We start from the raw sequence: 14,561 nt of genomic DNA, 5'->3' as shown, positions 1-14,561 counted from the left end.
TCATCCCTGTGGCCGCTCCCGCTCCCGCTCTCGTCTCCTCTCCCGCTCCCGCCTCCCCTCTCGCTCACACCTCCCCTCCCACTCTCGCCTCGCCTCCCGCGTCGCCTCCCGCCTCGGCCCCCGCCTGGGCGGCCTCCGATCCCTACGCCGCCGCGCTGCGGGCCGGGCGCGGTCCGCTGTTCCTGCGTCGTACCGACGGGTGGCTGCTGCCGCTGGAGGTGGAGCGCTGGTGCGCGCGGGCGGACGCGGTCGACCGGGAGGTGCTGGACCGGTGCGAGGGTGCCGTGCTCGACGTGGGGTGCGGGCCCGGGCGGCTGGTGGCGGAACTCGCCGCCCGGGGCCGGACCGTCCTCGGCATCGACGTCAGCGAGGCCGCCGTCGCCCGTACCCTGCGGATCGGCGGCCAGTCGCTGCGGCGCTCCGTCTTCGAGGCGCTGCCCGGCGAGGGGCGCTGGGACACCGTCCTCCTCATGGACGGCAACGTCGGCATCGGCGGCGACCCCCGTGCCCTGCTCGTCCGCGTCGCCGCCCTGCTCGCGCCCGGTGGCCTGCTGATCGCCGAGACGGCCCCGGTGGACGTCGACGAACGCGCCGACGTGCAGGTCGTCGACGTCACCGCTGCCCACGCGGCCGACAGCCCGTTTCCCTGGGCCCGGATCGGCACGCCCGCCCTGCTCCGTCACGCGGTCGCCGCCGGCTGGCTGGCCACCGCTCAGTGGGCCTCGGGGGAACGCCGCTTCGTCGCCCTGCGCAGCAGCCGCAGCGCCAGCAGCAGCGCCGAGCCGCCGAAGAGCACACCCGTGATCAGCAGCCAGCGGGCGAGGAATCCGTCCGCCGACAGCCCGGCGGCCGACCGGTAACGGGCGTCCACCCGGCCGCTGATCAGCGGGAACCACACCAGCAGGAGCAGCCCGGAGAAGGCGGCCGGCACTCGCACGTACAGGACCCACGCACGGCGCCCGGCCGCCTCCAGCCCTCGTACGGCCACCCGGTCGGCCGCCGCGTACACGGGCAGCAGCACCAGGTCGTGCAGCAGCGCCGCCCCCACGAACCACAGGGCCACACCGAGCCAGTCGCCCGCGAGCAACCGCACACCGGCGTATCCGGCGAGCGCGAACGAGCTGGCGTGGAGGAGGAGTTGGAAGGGGCTGCCGGTCACCGGCCGCAGTCGGCGCACAAGGTTCATCGCAGGTCTCCGAACGTCATCCGGGCCACCCACTTGGTGTTCAGCACGCCGGGTGCGGCGGGCACGATGACACGCGCCGGGTAGCCGTGATCCGGGCTCAGCGCCTCGCCGTTGACGTACAGCGCGAGCAGGGAGCGCGGGTCGGCCACCTGATTGGCCCGCAGGGCCCCGCTGCGGAAGGCACCACGCCGCTGGAGGGACTCGACGAGCACGTCCGGCGGGTCGTCGTCGAAGCCCACGAGAGCGGCGAGGTCCCGCAGCCGCACGCCGCGCCACCACTGGTCGGACGTCGACCAGCCCTCGACGCAGGCGATGGGCAACGCCGCGCTGTGCAGCGGCAGTCGCAGCAGGTCGGCGCGGGCGAGGCGGACGGTGCCCGTGCGCCCCGTCACGGCGAGCCGCCACGCGGCCTCGCCGGTCTCGGCCGCGTCGATGCCCGCGTACGCGGCCGTCTTGTTGATCTGGAAGCCGTTGGGACCGCTGCCCGGTTCGGGACCGCCGTGCGGCGCGAGCAGGGCCGTCGCGCGCAGGGGCCCGTCGAAGTTGCGCCCGGCGCTGGTGGCGAGGAGCAGCAGCGAGCCGCCGCCGACCGTCCACAGGGCACCGCGCCGCGACACGGTGGGTGCCAGGGGCCGCGGTGACACCAGCCCGTCGTCCTCCGCCGCCTCCCCCTCCGCGCCCTGAGTTCCTTCCGCGTCCCGCGTTCCCTCCCCATCCCGCCTTTCCTCCGCGTCCCGCCTTCCCTCCCCATCCCGCCTTCCCTCCGCGTCCCGCGTTCCGGCCCGCATCCGCCGTACGTTGCGCACCGCCGCCGGTGCCTTGAGCACGGCGTGGGCGACGAACGCCGCGAAGAAGACCCAGGCCCCGTAGAAGTGCAACGGGTAGAAGGAACCGGGGAACAGGTAGTCCAGCTGGACGTTGAGCACACCGGTCACGAACTGGAACAGCGCGCCCCCGACCAGCAGCAGCAGCGAGACCCGCTCCAGCGCGTGGGCGAGCGAGCGGGCCGGCGGCAGCGTGAAGAGCCGCGGCACGACCGACCACAGCTTGGCCAGCAGCACCGGGATCAGGGCTAGGCCGAGAGTGACGTGTACGCCCTGGGTGAGGCGGTACAGCCAGGGCGGGTCGGTCGGCCAGGCGAAGAGGTAGAAGCCGAGGAGCCCTTTGTCCGGGGTCTTGTCGTTGACCGGGGAGAGGTCCGGGTTGTAGGCCGCGTAGGAGAGCAGGCCGGTCACGAACAGCACGGTGAGGCCGGCGAGCAGGACGAGGCCGAGCACCGACGTGAACCAGGGGCCGCGCAGCGGACTGCGCCAGAATCCCGGCGACGAGGGAAGACGGCCGGGCCGGGGGGTGTGGTCGCGCATGCTCAGACGGTAGGCCGGGACCGGCCCGGGAAAGGGGCCGCGACCCATGACGAAACGCTGACGTCCGCCGCGCACACCGTCCCGTAGGCGATCTCCCGGCCTACGGTGCCGATGTGACCCGCCTCCGCCCCGTCCTCCCTTCCCGTCCGGCCCGCCCTTCCCGCCCGGCCCGCCGCGACCTGTACGCCGCCGCGGCAGCCGTGCTGCTCGTGACGGCCGCCGTACTGATCGGCCGCCACATCCAGGCCACCGACCGCACCCTGTTCGTCGGCTGGCCGCCGCTGGTGGGCCGCTGGGACCCGCACGTCGGCCCCGGCACACCCGCGGCCGTCCTGGTGGCGGTGGCGGCCGTGGCGTACGGCCCGTCCGTCGCCGCCCGCCTGCCGTGGCGCGCCCTGCTCGCCGCGGCCTGGGGCACGGCGACGGCCTGGATCTTCTCCCTCGCCCTGGTCGACGGCTGGCACCAGGGCATCGCGGTCCGGCTCACGACCCGCTTCGAGTACCTCCAGGTCATCGACCGCTGGCACGACATCCCGGCGACCCTGCGCGACTTCACCGCGCACATCCTGATCGACTCCCCCGACAACTGGCCCGCCCATGTCGCCGGTCACCCCCCGGCGGCCACGCTCACCTTCGTGCTGCTCGACCGGATCGGGCTGCGGGGCGGGGGCTGGGCGGGGGTCTGGTGCATCACCGTCGGGGCGACGGCGTGCGTGGCGGTGCTGGTGGCGGTGCGGGCGCTGGCCGGGGAGCGGCTCGCCCGGCGGGCGGCGCCCTTCCTGGTCCTGGCGCCGGCCGCGGTGTGGCTGGGCACGTCGGCCGACGCGTACTTCGCGGCGGTCGCCGCGTGGGCCGTCGCGCTGCTGGCACTGGCGGTCACCGGTCGCTCGCTGTGGTGGGCGGCGGGCTCGGGGCTGCTGTTCGGCCTGACCTGCTATCTCTCGTACGGGCTCACGCTCTTCGCGGTGACCGGGGCGGCGGTGCTGCTGCTGGGCCGGCGCCGGGTGCGGGAGCGTCCCGTACTGCTCGTGCCGCTGCTGGCCGGTCTCGCGGTCGTACCGGTGGCGTTCACCGTGGCCGGGTTCGACTGGTGGGAGGCGTACCACCTGCTGGTCACCCGGTACTACCAGGGCGCGGGCGGGGTCCGCCCGTACGGCTACTGGGTGTGGGCGAACCTCGCCTGCACGGTGCTCATCACCGGTCTGGCGACGGCGGCGGGCCTGCGGCGGGCCGGGGGCGTGCTGGTCCGGTGGCGCGACAGGGCCGTGACCGGCGAGGAATTCCGGCTGGCGCTGCTCGTGGGTGCCGGGCTGCTCGCGCTGCTGGTCGCCGACCTGTCCGGGATGAGCAAGGCGGAGACGGAGCGCATCTGGCTGCCCTTCGCCCTGTGGCTGCTCCCGGCCTGCGCGTTCCTCGGCCGCCCGCGGGCGTGGCTCACGGCGCAGGCCCTGGCGGCCCTGCTCCTCAACCATCTGCTGGCGACCGGCTGGTGAAGGCGGGACTACGGGCACACGTATGAGGGCCCGCACCTTGCGGTGCGGGCCCTCATACGTGGTTCGCGCGCGTTACGCGGGAACGATGTTCTCCGCCTGCGGGCCCTTCTGGCCCTGCGTGACGTCGAAGTTCACCCGCTGGCCTTCCTGGAGCTCGCGGAAGCCCTGGGTGGCGATGTTCGAGTAGTGGGCGAAGACGTCGGCGCCGCCGCCGTCCTGCGCGATGAAACCGAAGCCCTTTTCGGCGTTGAACCACTTCACGGTACCGGAAGCCATGTCTCTTACTCCTAGGCAGTGCTGGAGGCCCGCACCGTGCGGGCCTTCACATCGCTGCGATGATCACCTGCCCGGAAACCCGGTAACACAAATGGCAACCACAACTGCAACTGATGTCCAGCCTAGCACGAAATGAATCGACGACACGGGAAATGAATCACCCGGAATGGCGGCTCGATTTACCGCGGGATAACTTTTCCCGGCGTTCGGCGAATATCTGTTTCGCCGAGGTCAGTTTTTCACTCGCCGCGCCGTTCTCCGTTCCCGCCGGGTGGCGCGGTCTCGCGGCGGAGTTCCTCGTTCATCCGCAGCGCCGCCTCCAGATCGTCCTCCAGACGGACGATTCGGCAGGCGGCCTCGACGGGCGTTCCCTGGTCGACCAGCTCGCGGGCGCGGGCGGCTCGGCGCAGTTGCCGGCGCGAGTAGCGGCGGTGTCCGCCTTCCGAACGCGTCGGGCTGATCAGCCCGGCCTCACCGAGGGCACGGAGGAAACCGGGCGTGGCACCGATCAGCTCGGCCGCCCGGCCCATCGTGTACGCCGGGTACCGGTCGTCGTCGAGCCGGTCGGCGGCCTGCGTCCGACCTTCGGCGTTCAGCCTGCTCTCCGAGGGCATGCATACCTTCCCGCGGACCGCTGGGGACACGGCCCGCCGCGGGGGATCCGCTTCCCCCGCAACCTGAACTCTAGTCGCGCCCGTCGGATACCTGCTGTGGCGAACACATATCCGCAGGGTTCCGGCTCCGGCTGCCGCTGCTCCGGCCGCGGCCTCGGTGCGGGGGCCGTCGACGCGTGCCGGGGGTGCGGGTCGCCGTCCGGACCGGGGACGGTTCGGCCCGTGCCGCACGGGGCGGGGCGGTGCGGCGCGAGACGGGGCAGCGCGAGACGGGGCGGGGCGGGACGGGGCGGGGCGGGACGGCGCGGCTCAGGGTCCGAGGAGCAGGACGCCGTACTGGCCGAGCAGGGACGCCTGGAGGGTGTCGCCCTCCGCGTAGCGCCAGCCCCAGGAGCGCAGCGCGTGGACGGTCGCGACGTCGGTCCGGTCCACCAGCGTGACGCCGAGGGCGGCGTCGTGCTCGGTGAGCAGTCGCTTCTGCAGGCGCCGGGCGAGGTTCCAGGCGCGGTCCTGGTTCTGCCTGCGCACGCGCGCCGGGACGATGATCCCGGCGACCAGGAAGAGCCGACCGGACGCGGCGACGGGCAGCACGCTCCTCGGCAGATACGCGTCCAGGCCCCGTGAGCCCCCGGTGCCGCCGCCGGGTACGGGATAGCCGTAGGCGCAGCCGGTCAGAACCGTGGTCTCCGCTATCAGCAGCGAGAACCCCGGCCGCCGTACGTCGGCCGCCAGCTGCCGCAGGAAGGCACCGCGGGCCTCGTTCCACACCCGTGGGCCGCCGCCGGAGGTCTGTGCGTACAGGTTGCCCAGGTCCCCGAAGCGGTCCTCGATCTGGCGCCGGCTCAGCGGCCGGACGCGTTCCCCCGCGAGGGGCGAGGAGCCCCGTTCCCGCCTCTGTTCCGGCGGGTCCGGCCGGTCCGGCCCGGCGTTTCGCCCGTAGCGTTCTGTGGTCGTCGGCCGCACCGGCACGTTCACGGTCATGAGGCGAGTCCTGCCCCGGGCTCGGGCGGATCGGGCCCGGTGTCGTCGATCGCCGGGAGCGGCACCGGTGTCGGGGCCGGTGCGCGGCGGGCCCCCGGTTCCTCCACGGTACTCCGGGCCCCGGCCGGCCCGCCGCCGTCGGGCACACCGCCATCGGGTACACCGCCATCGGGTACACCGCCGTCCGGAACACCGCCGTCCGCAACACCGCGGTCAGGACGCCTCGTAGGAGCGGTTCGGCCGGGGCGGCGCCTCCCCGGCCGTGAGGACGCCCGTGGCGGGGGTGCCGACCGGGCACGTTCACGCGAACGCGGCCGGCCCCGGCGGAGCGGTCCGCGTGGGCGGCGCGCCCTGTGCCGCGCGGTTCCCCGGCGGCGGGTGCGGCGCCGGAAGGTACAGCCTGCTGTACCCCGGACCGGGCGGCCCACGGGATCGGCCGGAGGGGGTCCGGCTCCCTAGCGTCGACGACGGACCGGAGCGAAGCCCACGGAGGACGCCGCCATGACCCAGCAGGACCCCTACCGCCTGACCACGCGCCCGCCCGGCCCGCCCGGCCCGCCCGATGAGGGACCGGACGCGGTCTCGCGCGGGGATGTCCTCCGTACGCTGCTGTGGGCCGTCGTCGTGATCAGCGCGGTCGCCAACGCGGTCGCCTCCTACACCGGGGCCGGCACCCTGGTGCACCTGGCCTGCGGCGCGGTCACCGTGCTCGCCGCCGGCGCCCTCGTCGTGCGCGGTCTGCGGGGCCGTCGATGAGCACCGCGGTCACGACGGCCACCGCGCGCAGGGCGCCCGCCATCGCGCTGGCGAACGTCACCAGGACGTACCCGGGGGACGTACGGGCCCTCGACGACGTGTCGCTCACCGTGGAGCCCGGCACGTTCCTCGCCGTGATGGGGCCCTCCGGGTCCGGCAAGAGCACGCTGATGCACTGCGCCGCCGGACTGGACTCGCCCACGTCGGGCAGTGTCCGCATCGACGGGCAGGAGATCTCCGGGCTGAACGAGACCCGCCGCACCGAACTGCGCCGCGAGCGCGTCGGCTTCGTCTTCCAGGCGTACAACCTGATCCCCTCGCTCAGCGTCGAGGACAACATCACGCTGCCGCTGCGCCTGGCGGGCCGGCGCCCGGACCGCGACTGGCTGCGCACGCTGACCGAGCGGGTGGGACTCGCCGACCGGCTGTCGCACCGGCCGGCCGAGCTGTCCGGCGGCCAGCAGCAGCGAGCCGCCGTCGTACGGGCGCTGGCGGCGAGGCCCGCCGTCGTGTTCGCGGACGAACCGACCGGCGCGCTGGACCTGCGCAGCGCCCACCAGGTCCTGGACCTGCTGCGGGCGCTCGTCGACGACCTGGGCCAGACGGTGGTGATGGTCACCCACGACCCGGCCGCCGCGGCCCGCGCGCACCGGGCACTGGTGATGGCCGACGGCCGGGTGGTCGAGGCGCTGGAGCGCCCGGCCGCACCCGAACTGGCCGAGCGTCTCGTCGCGCTGGGGGAGCGGTAGCCATGCTGCGTCTTGCCTGGCGCATGGCCGTCCACCGGATCACCGCGCTGCTCGCCGTGGCCTGCGCGGTCCTGGGCGGCGCGGCGATGATCACCGTCACCGGCGTACTGGCCGAGTCGGGACTCCGCTCCCAGCTGCCGCCCGGCCGGCTCGGCGGTGCCGACGTCGTGGTCGCGGCCGACCAGGAGTTCCGCCCGAGCGGGGAGCTGCCGATCGCGCTGCCCGAGCGCGCCACGGTCCCCGACCGGCTCGTCGGCCGGCTGGCCGAACTGCCCGCCGTCACCGCGGCCGTCGGCGACATCGGCTTCCCGGCCGCTCTCGTCGACGCGCGCGGACGGGTCGTACCGGCCGCCGAGGACCCGAGGACGGCCGGTCACGGCTGGTCCTCGACGAAACTGCTCGCGGACCCGCGCATCGAGGGCCGGGCGCCCTCCGGTGCGGGGGAGGTGGCCGTGGAGGCGGCTGCGGGCGTCGCGGTGGGCGAGCGGATCGAGGTCGTGGCGAACGGCCGCCCCGCCGCCTCCTACCGGGTCTCCGCGGTCGTCGACGCGCCGGGCGCGGGCGTCTACTTCGCGGACGGCACGGCCGCACGCCTGGCCGGTCGGAGCAGCGACGGTGACGGTCCACGGGCCGGGACCGTGGACCTGATCGGTCTGCGGGTCGAGTCCGGCGCCGAGGCGCGGGTCGTCCCGGCCGTCCGCGAGCAGGTGGCGGGTACGGGGCTGGAGGTCGTCACCGGCGCGGACCGGGGCGATGCCGTGGCGCCCGGCGTGGGCTCGGCGCGCTCGCTGCTGATCCTGCTCGCCGGTTCGCTCGCCGGGATCGTGCTGCTGATCACCGGGTTCGTGGTCGCGGGCGCGCTGGGCGTGACGATCGCCGGGCAGCGCCGCGACCTGGCGCTGATGCGGGCGGTCGGAGCGACCCCGAAGCAGATCCGCCGCCTGGCCGCCGCGCAGTCGACGGTGGTCGCGACGGTGGCCCTGGTGCCGGGCGTCGCGGTCGGTTACCTCCTGGCGGACCGCTTCCGGGAGCTGCTGACGGACCGCGGCGTGCTGCCCGGGGAACTCCCCCTCACGATCACCCCGGCGCCGGCGCTCGCCACCCTGCTCCTGATGGCGGGGGCCGTGCGGCTCTCGGCCCGGTGCGCGGCCTGGCGCACCTCCCGCATGCCGGCCACCGAGGCGGTCGCCGAATCGCGCAGCGAGCCGCGCGCCCCGTCGCGGATCCGGACGCACGCCGGTCTGCTGCTGATCCTCGGCGCGGGCGTCCTGTCGGCGGCGCCGCTCCTCTCCCGGACCGTCGTCGCAGCTTCGGCCACGTCCATCGCGGGCATCCTCGCCGCGACCGGCCTGGCCCTGTCCGGCCCGGCACTGGTCAAGCGGGCGGGAGAGGCCGCGATACGGCGCCTGCGCCCCGGGGTCGCGGCCCCGACCTGGCTGGCCCTGGCCAACGTACGCGCCTACGCACTGCGCCTCTCCGGGGTGGTCAGCCCGCTGGCCATGGCGGTCGTCTTCGTCCTGACGTACACCTTCGCGCAGACGACGGTGCTGGCGGCGACCTCGGACGACGCCCGCGCCGGCACGCTCTCCCAGTACGAGGTGAGCGCGCCGGGCCTGGGCGGGCTGCCCGTCGGCACGCCGGCCGCCGTACGCGCACTGCCCGGCGTGCGGGCGGCGGCGCCCCTCGGGACGACCACGGTGGTGTGGGAGTACGAGGAGTTCGGCGAGCCCACGGCCGGGTCCGCCCCGGCGATGATCCTCACCCCGGACGCCCGCGACGTCGTCGACCTCGGTGTCACGGACGGGGGCCTGGACCGGCTGACCGGCGCGACGGTCGCCGTCAGCGGTGAGGCCGCGCGCACGCGGGGGGCGGGGCTCGGGGACCGGGTCCGGCTGGTGCTGGGCGACGGGGCGCGCGTCGACGCCGAGGTCGTCGCCGTGTACGACCGGGGCCTGGGCTTCGGCCCCGTCGTCCTCTCCCGCCAACTGGCCGCCGGGCACACCACGACCGGCCTCGACCAGAGCCTCCTGGTCCGCACCGACGGCACGTCCGCGGCCGGGCAGGGCCTCGACGCGCTGGCCGCCGGCCGTACCGGCCTCACCGTGTCGGGCACCGGCCCGGACGCCACCGGTGCGGACACGCCGCCCGAGGTGTGGGTCAACCTCGCCACCATCGTCGTGCTGCTCGGCTACCTGCTGCTGAGCATCGCCAACAAGCTCGTCGCCGCCACCGCCCAGCGCCGGTCCGAGATCGCCGCCCTGCGGCTGGCCGGCACGACGCCGCGGCAGATCCGCGCGATGATGCGCCGCGAGGCCACCGTCGTCGCCACCGCGGCACTCGCCTCCGGCCTGCTCCTGTCCGCCCTCCCGCTCGCCCTCCTGGGCCAGGGCTTCCTCGGCCGCCCGTGGCCGGCGGGCCCCGCCTGGCTGCTCCCGGCGGTGGCGGTCACGGTCGTCGCGACGTCCTTCCTCACCATCGAACTGCCCACCCGGCACGCCCTGCGCACACCTCCGGCGGATGCGTTGCGGGCGGCTTGAGGGAGACGCCGGAAGAGCACGCCGCTGGTGAGTGTGGTGACTGCGAGCGGCCCGGGACGGGCGGGGCTTCCGCACGCGTTCGGGCAGGCGCATCGCATTCGGATCGCCTCGCGCCGGGCGTACGAGACCACCTGTCTCGGCGGGGCTGGCGGACTGCGCCCCGCCCCGTGAGCCGCGAAGAGTGGTGGGTCAGGCCGGCGCCGTCGTCCACTGCCGCAGCAACGCCAGTCGCTGGTCCCTGGTCGGCGCGACGTCCTCGGGCTCGTCGCGGCGCCAGGCGAGCAGGTCCTCGACGGACGTGGCACCGGCGGCGAGCCTCGTGAGGAGGGCGCGGGAGAGGTCGTACTCGTCCGGGGTGTGGATGCCACCGGGGACGGCGGCCAGGGCGTCGGCCTCGACCGGGCCGTCGTGCTCGGTCTCCACCCGCACCGTGAAGGCCGGCGGGTATTCTCCGTCGCCGGTGACGAGGACGACCAGCGACTCGAACGCCATCGAGGCCAGTCGTCGCGCCGTGGAGCGCACGGCCACGTCCTGGACGTCGATGCCGCGGACCTCGTCCCAGGCCCAGAAGCGGTCCTGATCGAGCCCGAGGGTCTCGACCCCGTCCTTGGTGAGCCGTACCCCGGGCGCCGTGCCGGTGGGTTCGGCGCCCACGTACACGTAGTCCTCTGTGATCCAGAAAAGGCCGACCATGGCCATGAGCGCCTCCCGCAGCGGTGTCGCTGGGGGAGACGCCCACGGTCATGCGGAAGTTCCCGGGATCACGCCACCGGTGTCGTCGGGCCCACCAGTTCCGTCAGGACGTCCTCCATCGTCACGAAGCCCAGGACCGCGCCCGTCTCGCCGGTGACGGCGGCCAGGTGGCTGTCCTCGGTGCGCAGGGCGGTGAGGGTGTCGTCGAGCGGGGTGTCGATGCGGACCCGGGTGACCCGGTGCAGGGCCGCGCGCGGGAAGGGGGCGTCGCGGTCGGTCAGGCCCAGGGTGTCCTTGATGTGCAGGTAGCCGAGGACGGTGCCGCCGGGACCGGTGACCGGGAAGCGGGAGTAGCCCGCCTCGGCGGCCGTGCGCTCCAGTTCGGCCGGGGTGACCGTGTGGCCGACCGTGCGCATCTTCTGGGCCGGGACCAGGATCTCGCCGACCGGGCGGGTGCCCAGTTCCAGCGCGTCGCGCAGGCGCTCGCCGTCGGCCGGGGTGAGCAGCCCGGCCTCGCTGGCGTCGACGACCATGCGGGCCAGCTGGTCGTCGGTGAAGACGGCCTCGACCTCGTCCTTCGGCTCCACCCGCAGCAGCTTGAGGAGCGTGTTGGCGAAGGCGTTGATACCGAAGATGACCGGCTTCAGCGCCCGGGTGAGGGCGACCAGCGGCGGGCCGAGGGCCAGCGCGGTGGTCGCCGGGGCGGCCAGCGCGATGTTCTTCGGGATCATCTCGCCGATCAGCATGTGCAGATAGGTGGCGAGGGCCAGGGCGATCGCGAAGGCGATCGGGTGGACCAGCGCGTGCGGCATGTGGACCGCCTCGAACGCCGGCTCCATGAGGTGCGCGATGGCCGGTTCCGCGACCGCGCCGAGGACGAGGGAGGAGACGGTGATGCCGAGCTGGGCCGTGGCCATCATCGCGGAGATGTGCTCCAGGCCCCACAGGGTCATCCGGGCGCGCTTGTCGCCCGCCTTCGCACGCGGCTCGATCTGGCTGCGGCGTACGGAGATCATGGCGAACTCGGCGCCCACGAAGAACGCGTTGGTCAGCAGCGTCAGGGCGCCGATGAAGAGCTGTACGACGGTCATCGGGCCATCTCCCGCTGCTCGTGCTCCGGCTGTCCGTGCTCGGGCCGTCCGTGCTCGGGCCGTCCGGCCGGCACACCGGCCGGCGCGGGTGCGGTGACCCGCAGGCGGTCGGCGCGGTGGTGGTCGACGTCGAGGACGTCGAGGCGCCAGCCGTCAAGGTCGACGACATCGCCCTTGGCGGGGATGCGTGCCAGGTGGGTGGCGACCAGGCCGGCCAGGGTCTCGTACGGCCCGTCCGGGGCGGTCAGACCGATCCGGGCGAGCCGGTCCAGGCGGAGCGAGCCGTCGGCCTCCCAGGCCGTGCGCCCGTCCGCCTCGGCGGGGGCGGGCAGCAGGTCCGGTATCTCGACGGGGTCGTGCTCGTCGCGGACCTCTCCGACGACCTCCTCCACGATGTCCTCCACGGTCGCCACGCCCGCCGTACCGCCGTACTCGTCGATGACGACGGCCATGGTGCGGGCCTGGCGCATGCGCTCCAGGAGGCGGTCGGCGGGCAGGCTGTCCGGCACCAGGAGCGGCGCGGTGGCCAGCTCGGTGACGGGGGTGCCGGTGCGCCGGTCCGGCTCCAGGGCCAGGACGTCGCGGATGTGCACGGTGCCGATCACCTCGTCCAGGCTCTCCCGGTAGACCGGGAAGCGGGACAGGCCGGTGGCGTGCGAGAGGTTCGCGGCGTCGGCGGCGGAGGCGTGGGCCTCCAGGGCCTTGACGTCCACGCGCGGGGTCATGACGTTTTCCGCGGTCAGCTCGCCCAGGTGCAGGGTGCGGACGAAGAGCTCCGCCGAGTCGGCCTCCAGGGCGCCCTCGGCGGCCGAGTGCTGGGCCAGGGCGACCAGTTCCTCGGCGCTGCGGGCGGACGCCAGCTCCTCGGCCGGTTCCAGGCCGAAGCGGCGTACGAAGCGGTTCGCGGTGCCGTTCAGGTGCCGGATGAAGGGGCCGAACGCGGTGGTGAAGCCGCGCTGCGGGCCCGCGACGACCTTCGCGACGGCCAGCGGGCGGGAGATCGCCCAGTTCTTGGGGACCAGCTCGCCGACGACCATCAGGACGACGGTGGAGACGACCACGCCGAGCACGGTCGCCACCGTCGAGGCGGTACCGCCCAGGCCGATCGCCCGCAGCGGGCCGCGCAGCAGCACCGCGAGGGACGGTTCGGCCAGCATGCCGATGACCAGCGAGGTCACGGTGATGCCGAGCTGGGCGCCGGAGAGCTGGAGGGTCAGGGACCGTACGGCCTTCAGGGCGCCGTCGGCGCCACGCTCGCCGGACTCGGCGGCACGCTCCAGGTCACCGCGCTCGACGGTGGTGAGGGAGAACTCGGCCGCCACGAAGAGGGCGCAGGCCAAGGTGAGGAGGAGGGCCAGCAGAAGCAGCAGGACCTCGGTCACCGTGCCACCCCGCTTCCCTCACGCACATACAGAGGGGACTGCGGGCCGGCCATGGCACGGCCGGTACTGGGAGGCTCCATTACGGAACGGGACTCCTTAACGGGGTCGGCGGGCGCCGGTACCAGCCGGCGCCCGAGATTTTCCCTCTCATGGTAAAGGACGAGCAAAAGCATGGGGGAGTCCTCGAAAGCCCCGGGCCCCTATGCTTCTACTCGCCTGTAGAGAACGGCCGGACGGGTCCGGTTGTTCCCGCACGAACGTTCAGCACGGACGTTCCGCACGATTGTTCCCGCCTGGACGTGAAGGAGTGAACGCCTCGATGGTGTTCAAGCGGCTGCTCGGTTCCCTCGGCGTGGGCGGGCCCACGGTGGACACGGTCCTCGACCCGGGTGCCGCCCGGCCGGGGGGCGTGCTGTCGGGCCGGGTCCAGCTGGCCGGCGGCAGCGCCGGCCACGATGTCGAGCACGTCGCACTGGAGCTGGTGGCGCGCGTCGAGGCCGAGCACGCCGGGGCCGCCGAGAGCGGCTCGGGCGAGGGCGAGGGTGAGGGCGTCGTCGTCTTCGGCCGGCACACCGTCGGCGGGGCCTTCCGGCTCGCGGCGGGCGAGCGGCACGGCGTGCCGTTCACGGTGCCGCTGCCGTGGGAGACGCCGGTCACGGAGCTGCACGGCCGGCCGCTGGGCATCGTGCTCGGCGTGCGCACCGAGCTGGCGGTGGCCGGCGCCCGGGACAAGGGCGACCTGGACCCGCTGACCGTGGCACCGCTGCCCGCGCAGGAGGCCGTCCTGGAGGCCTTCGGGCAGCTCGGCTTCGGCTTCCGCTCCGCCGGCCTGGAGTACGGCCGCATCGGCGGCACCGGGCAGCAGCTGCCCTTCCACCAGGAGATCGAGCTCACCCCGCCCCCGCGCTACGCCCACCAGGTCAACGAGATCGAGCTGACCTTCCTGGCCGTGCCCGGCGCCCTCGAGGTGGTGCTGGAGGCGGACAAGCGCGGCGGCCCGTTCTCCGACGGCCACGACGCCCTCAGCCGCTTCACCGTCCCGCACGAGGGGCCGGCCGGACCACAGGACTGGAACACCCTCGTCGACGGCTGGATCCAGGAGCTGGTCGAGCACCGGGCGTCGTACGGCTCCCACGCCGTGTACGGCCACGAGTCCGGGGCCCTGTCCGGCGGCGGTGCCGGTGCCGGCACCGCCGTCGCGGCGGGCGCGGCAAGACTCGCGGCCGGACTCGCGGCGGGGGGCGCCGGCGGGGTGGTGGCGGCCGAAGTCGTCGACGAGGCCGGGGACTTCTTCGAGGACGAGACCGAGGGCGGCTTCGGGGACGAGGCCGAGGGCGGCTTCGGGGAGAAGACTGGGGAAGGCTCCGAGGGCGACGAGGAAGGCTGATAGCTTCTACATGACTGTAGAAGTAACCGGCTCTCCCGACCCGTACGGAGTT

General features: G+C 74.4%; 13 protein-coding genes. 6 read left to right on the top strand and 7 right to left on the bottom strand.

The genetic code is table 11. The features are described 5' to 3' along the window. The first annotated feature begins 2 nt into the window (after window positions 1-2). Window positions 3-860: a class I SAM-dependent methyltransferase gene (locus tag ACZ4V1_RS12030; protein ID WP_468333559.1), complete on the top strand. Its 858-nt coding sequence runs from the start codon at window positions 3-5 to the stop codon at window positions 858-860. 322 nt (window positions 861-1,182) lie between these two features. Here the strand turns inward: ACZ4V1_RS12030 and ACZ4V1_RS12025 are convergent, their stop codons facing one another. Then, on the bottom strand, window positions 1,183-2,550 hold the full coding sequence (locus tag ACZ4V1_RS12025; protein ID WP_468333174.1) for a molybdopterin-dependent oxidoreductase: 1,368 nt from the start codon (window positions 2,548-2,550) through the stop codon (window positions 1,183-1,185). A gap of 113 nt (window positions 2,551-2,663) precedes the next feature. Between ACZ4V1_RS12025 and ACZ4V1_RS12020 the strand changes: the two genes are divergently transcribed. Further along, entirely contained in the window at window positions 2,664-4,043 is a 1,380-nt protein-coding gene (locus ACZ4V1_RS12020) for a hypothetical protein (protein ID WP_468333172.1), read from the top strand. Window positions 4,044-4,115: 72 nt separating this feature from the next. On the opposite strand, the gene ACZ4V1_RS12015 is transcribed toward ACZ4V1_RS12020, so the two are convergent. The 3 genes from ACZ4V1_RS12015 to ACZ4V1_RS12005 all read right to left on the bottom strand — a co-directional run bounded on the left by ACZ4V1_RS12015 (window position 4,116) and on the right by ACZ4V1_RS12005 (window position 5,914). Beyond that, a complete protein-coding gene (locus ACZ4V1_RS12015) occupies window positions 4,116-4,319 on the bottom strand; it encodes a cold-shock protein (RefSeq protein WP_003975194.1) in 204 nt (67 codons plus the stop codon). Between the two features lie 239 nt (window positions 4,320-4,558). Continuing rightward, on the bottom strand, window positions 4,559-4,933 hold the full coding sequence (locus ACZ4V1_RS12010; protein WP_468333169.1) for a MerR family transcriptional regulator: 375 nt from the start codon (window positions 4,931-4,933) through the stop codon (window positions 4,559-4,561). A 309-nt stretch (window positions 4,934-5,242) separates the two neighbouring features. Beyond that, window positions 5,243-5,914, bottom strand: coding sequence for a hypothetical protein (locus tag ACZ4V1_RS12005; RefSeq protein WP_468333166.1), 672 nt, complete (start codon window positions 5,912-5,914; stop codon window positions 5,243-5,245). Between the two features lie 501 nt (window positions 5,915-6,415). On the opposite strand from ACZ4V1_RS12005, the gene ACZ4V1_RS12000 reads away from it, so the two are divergent. Genes ACZ4V1_RS12000 through ACZ4V1_RS11990 form a run of 3 tightly spaced genes read left to right on the top strand, consistent with a single transcriptional unit; the run spans window position 6,416 to window position 9,956 of the window. Continuing rightward, complete coding sequence (locus ACZ4V1_RS12000; protein ID WP_468333163.1) at window positions 6,416-6,670, top strand: hypothetical protein; 255 nt, start codon at window positions 6,416-6,418, stop codon at window positions 6,668-6,670. Next, complete coding sequence (locus tag ACZ4V1_RS11995; protein WP_468333161.1) at window positions 6,667-7,419, top strand: ABC transporter ATP-binding protein; 753 nt, start codon at window positions 6,667-6,669, stop codon at window positions 7,417-7,419. The genes ACZ4V1_RS12000 and ACZ4V1_RS11995 overlap by 4 nt, the downstream gene beginning before the upstream one ends. 2 nt (window positions 7,420-7,421) lie before the next feature. Then, the gene (locus tag ACZ4V1_RS11990; RefSeq protein ID WP_468333158.1) at window positions 7,422-9,956 is read left to right on the top strand and encodes an FtsX-like permease family protein; all 2,535 of its coding nucleotides are present in this window, start codon (window positions 7,422-7,424) and stop codon (window positions 9,954-9,956) included. Window positions 9,957-10,145: 189 nt separating this feature from the next. Here the strand turns inward: ACZ4V1_RS11990 and ACZ4V1_RS11985 are convergent, their stop codons facing one another. The 3 genes from ACZ4V1_RS11985 to ACZ4V1_RS11975 form a co-directional block, all read right to left on the bottom strand. Beyond that, window positions 10,146-10,655 carry a hypothetical protein gene (locus tag ACZ4V1_RS11985; protein ID WP_468333155.1) on the bottom strand — a complete coding sequence of 170 codons (510 nt, stop codon included), beginning with the start codon at window positions 10,653-10,655 and terminating at the stop codon, window positions 10,146-10,148. 62 nt (window positions 10,656-10,717) lie between these two features. Further along, entirely contained in the window at window positions 10,718-11,740 is a 1,023-nt protein-coding gene (locus ACZ4V1_RS11980; protein ID WP_468333152.1) for a hemolysin family protein, read from the bottom strand. Then, window positions 11,737-13,122, bottom strand: coding sequence for a hemolysin family protein (locus ACZ4V1_RS11975; protein ID WP_468333149.1), 1,386 nt, complete (start codon window positions 13,120-13,122; stop codon window positions 11,737-11,739). Before ACZ4V1_RS11975 ends, ACZ4V1_RS11980 begins: the two co-directional genes overlap by 4 nt. A gap of 319 nt (window positions 13,123-13,441) precedes the next feature. On the opposite strand from ACZ4V1_RS11975, the gene ACZ4V1_RS11970 reads away from it, so the two are divergent. Further along, window positions 13,442-14,509, top strand: a complete 1,068-nt coding sequence (locus tag ACZ4V1_RS11970) for a sporulation protein (protein ID WP_468333146.1) — start codon at window positions 13,442-13,444, stop codon at window positions 14,507-14,509. Window positions 14,510-14,561: the final 52 nt, after the last annotated feature.

The organism is Streptomyces sp. NPDC028991 (assembly GCF_055564775.1).
The sequence above is the reverse complement of the archived record's forward strand: the minus strand, read 5'-3'. Positions and strand labels throughout refer to the sequence as shown.

Excerpts from the sequence above, each read along its gene's own strand:
- ACZ4V1_RS11980 (WP_468333152.1), bottom strand. The coding sequence starts at position 11,740 with ATGACCGTCGTACAGCTCTTCATCGGCGCCCTGACGCTGCTGACCAAC.
- ACZ4V1_RS12005 (WP_468333166.1), bottom strand. The coding sequence starts at position 5,914 with ATGACCGTGAACGTGCCGGTGCGGCCGACGACCACAGAACGCTACGGG.
- ACZ4V1_RS11995 (WP_468333161.1), top strand. The coding sequence starts at position 6,667 with ATGAGCACCGCGGTCACGACGGCCACCGCGCGCAGGGCGCCCGCCATC.
- ACZ4V1_RS12010 (WP_468333169.1), bottom strand. The coding sequence starts at position 4,933 with ATGCCCTCGGAGAGCAGGCTGAACGCCGAAGGTCGGACGCAGGCCGCC.
- ACZ4V1_RS11990 (WP_468333158.1), top strand. The coding sequence starts at position 7,422 with ATGCTGCGTCTTGCCTGGCGCATGGCCGTCCACCGGATCACCGCGCTG.
- ACZ4V1_RS12015 (WP_003975194.1), bottom strand. The coding sequence starts at position 4,319 with ATGGCTTCCGGTACCGTGAAGTGGTTCAACGCCGAAAAGGGCTTCGGT.
- ACZ4V1_RS12025 (WP_468333174.1), bottom strand. The coding sequence starts at position 2,550 with ATGCGCGACCACACCCCCCGGCCCGGCCGTCTTCCCTCGTCGCCGGGA.
- ACZ4V1_RS11970 (WP_468333146.1), top strand. The coding sequence starts at position 13,442 with ATGGTGTTCAAGCGGCTGCTCGGTTCCCTCGGCGTGGGCGGGCCCACG.
- ACZ4V1_RS11985 (WP_468333155.1), bottom strand. The coding sequence starts at position 10,655 with ATGGCCATGGTCGGCCTTTTCTGGATCACAGAGGACTACGTGTACGTG.
- ACZ4V1_RS12000 (WP_468333163.1), top strand. The coding sequence starts at position 6,416 with ATGACCCAGCAGGACCCCTACCGCCTGACCACGCGCCCGCCCGGCCCG.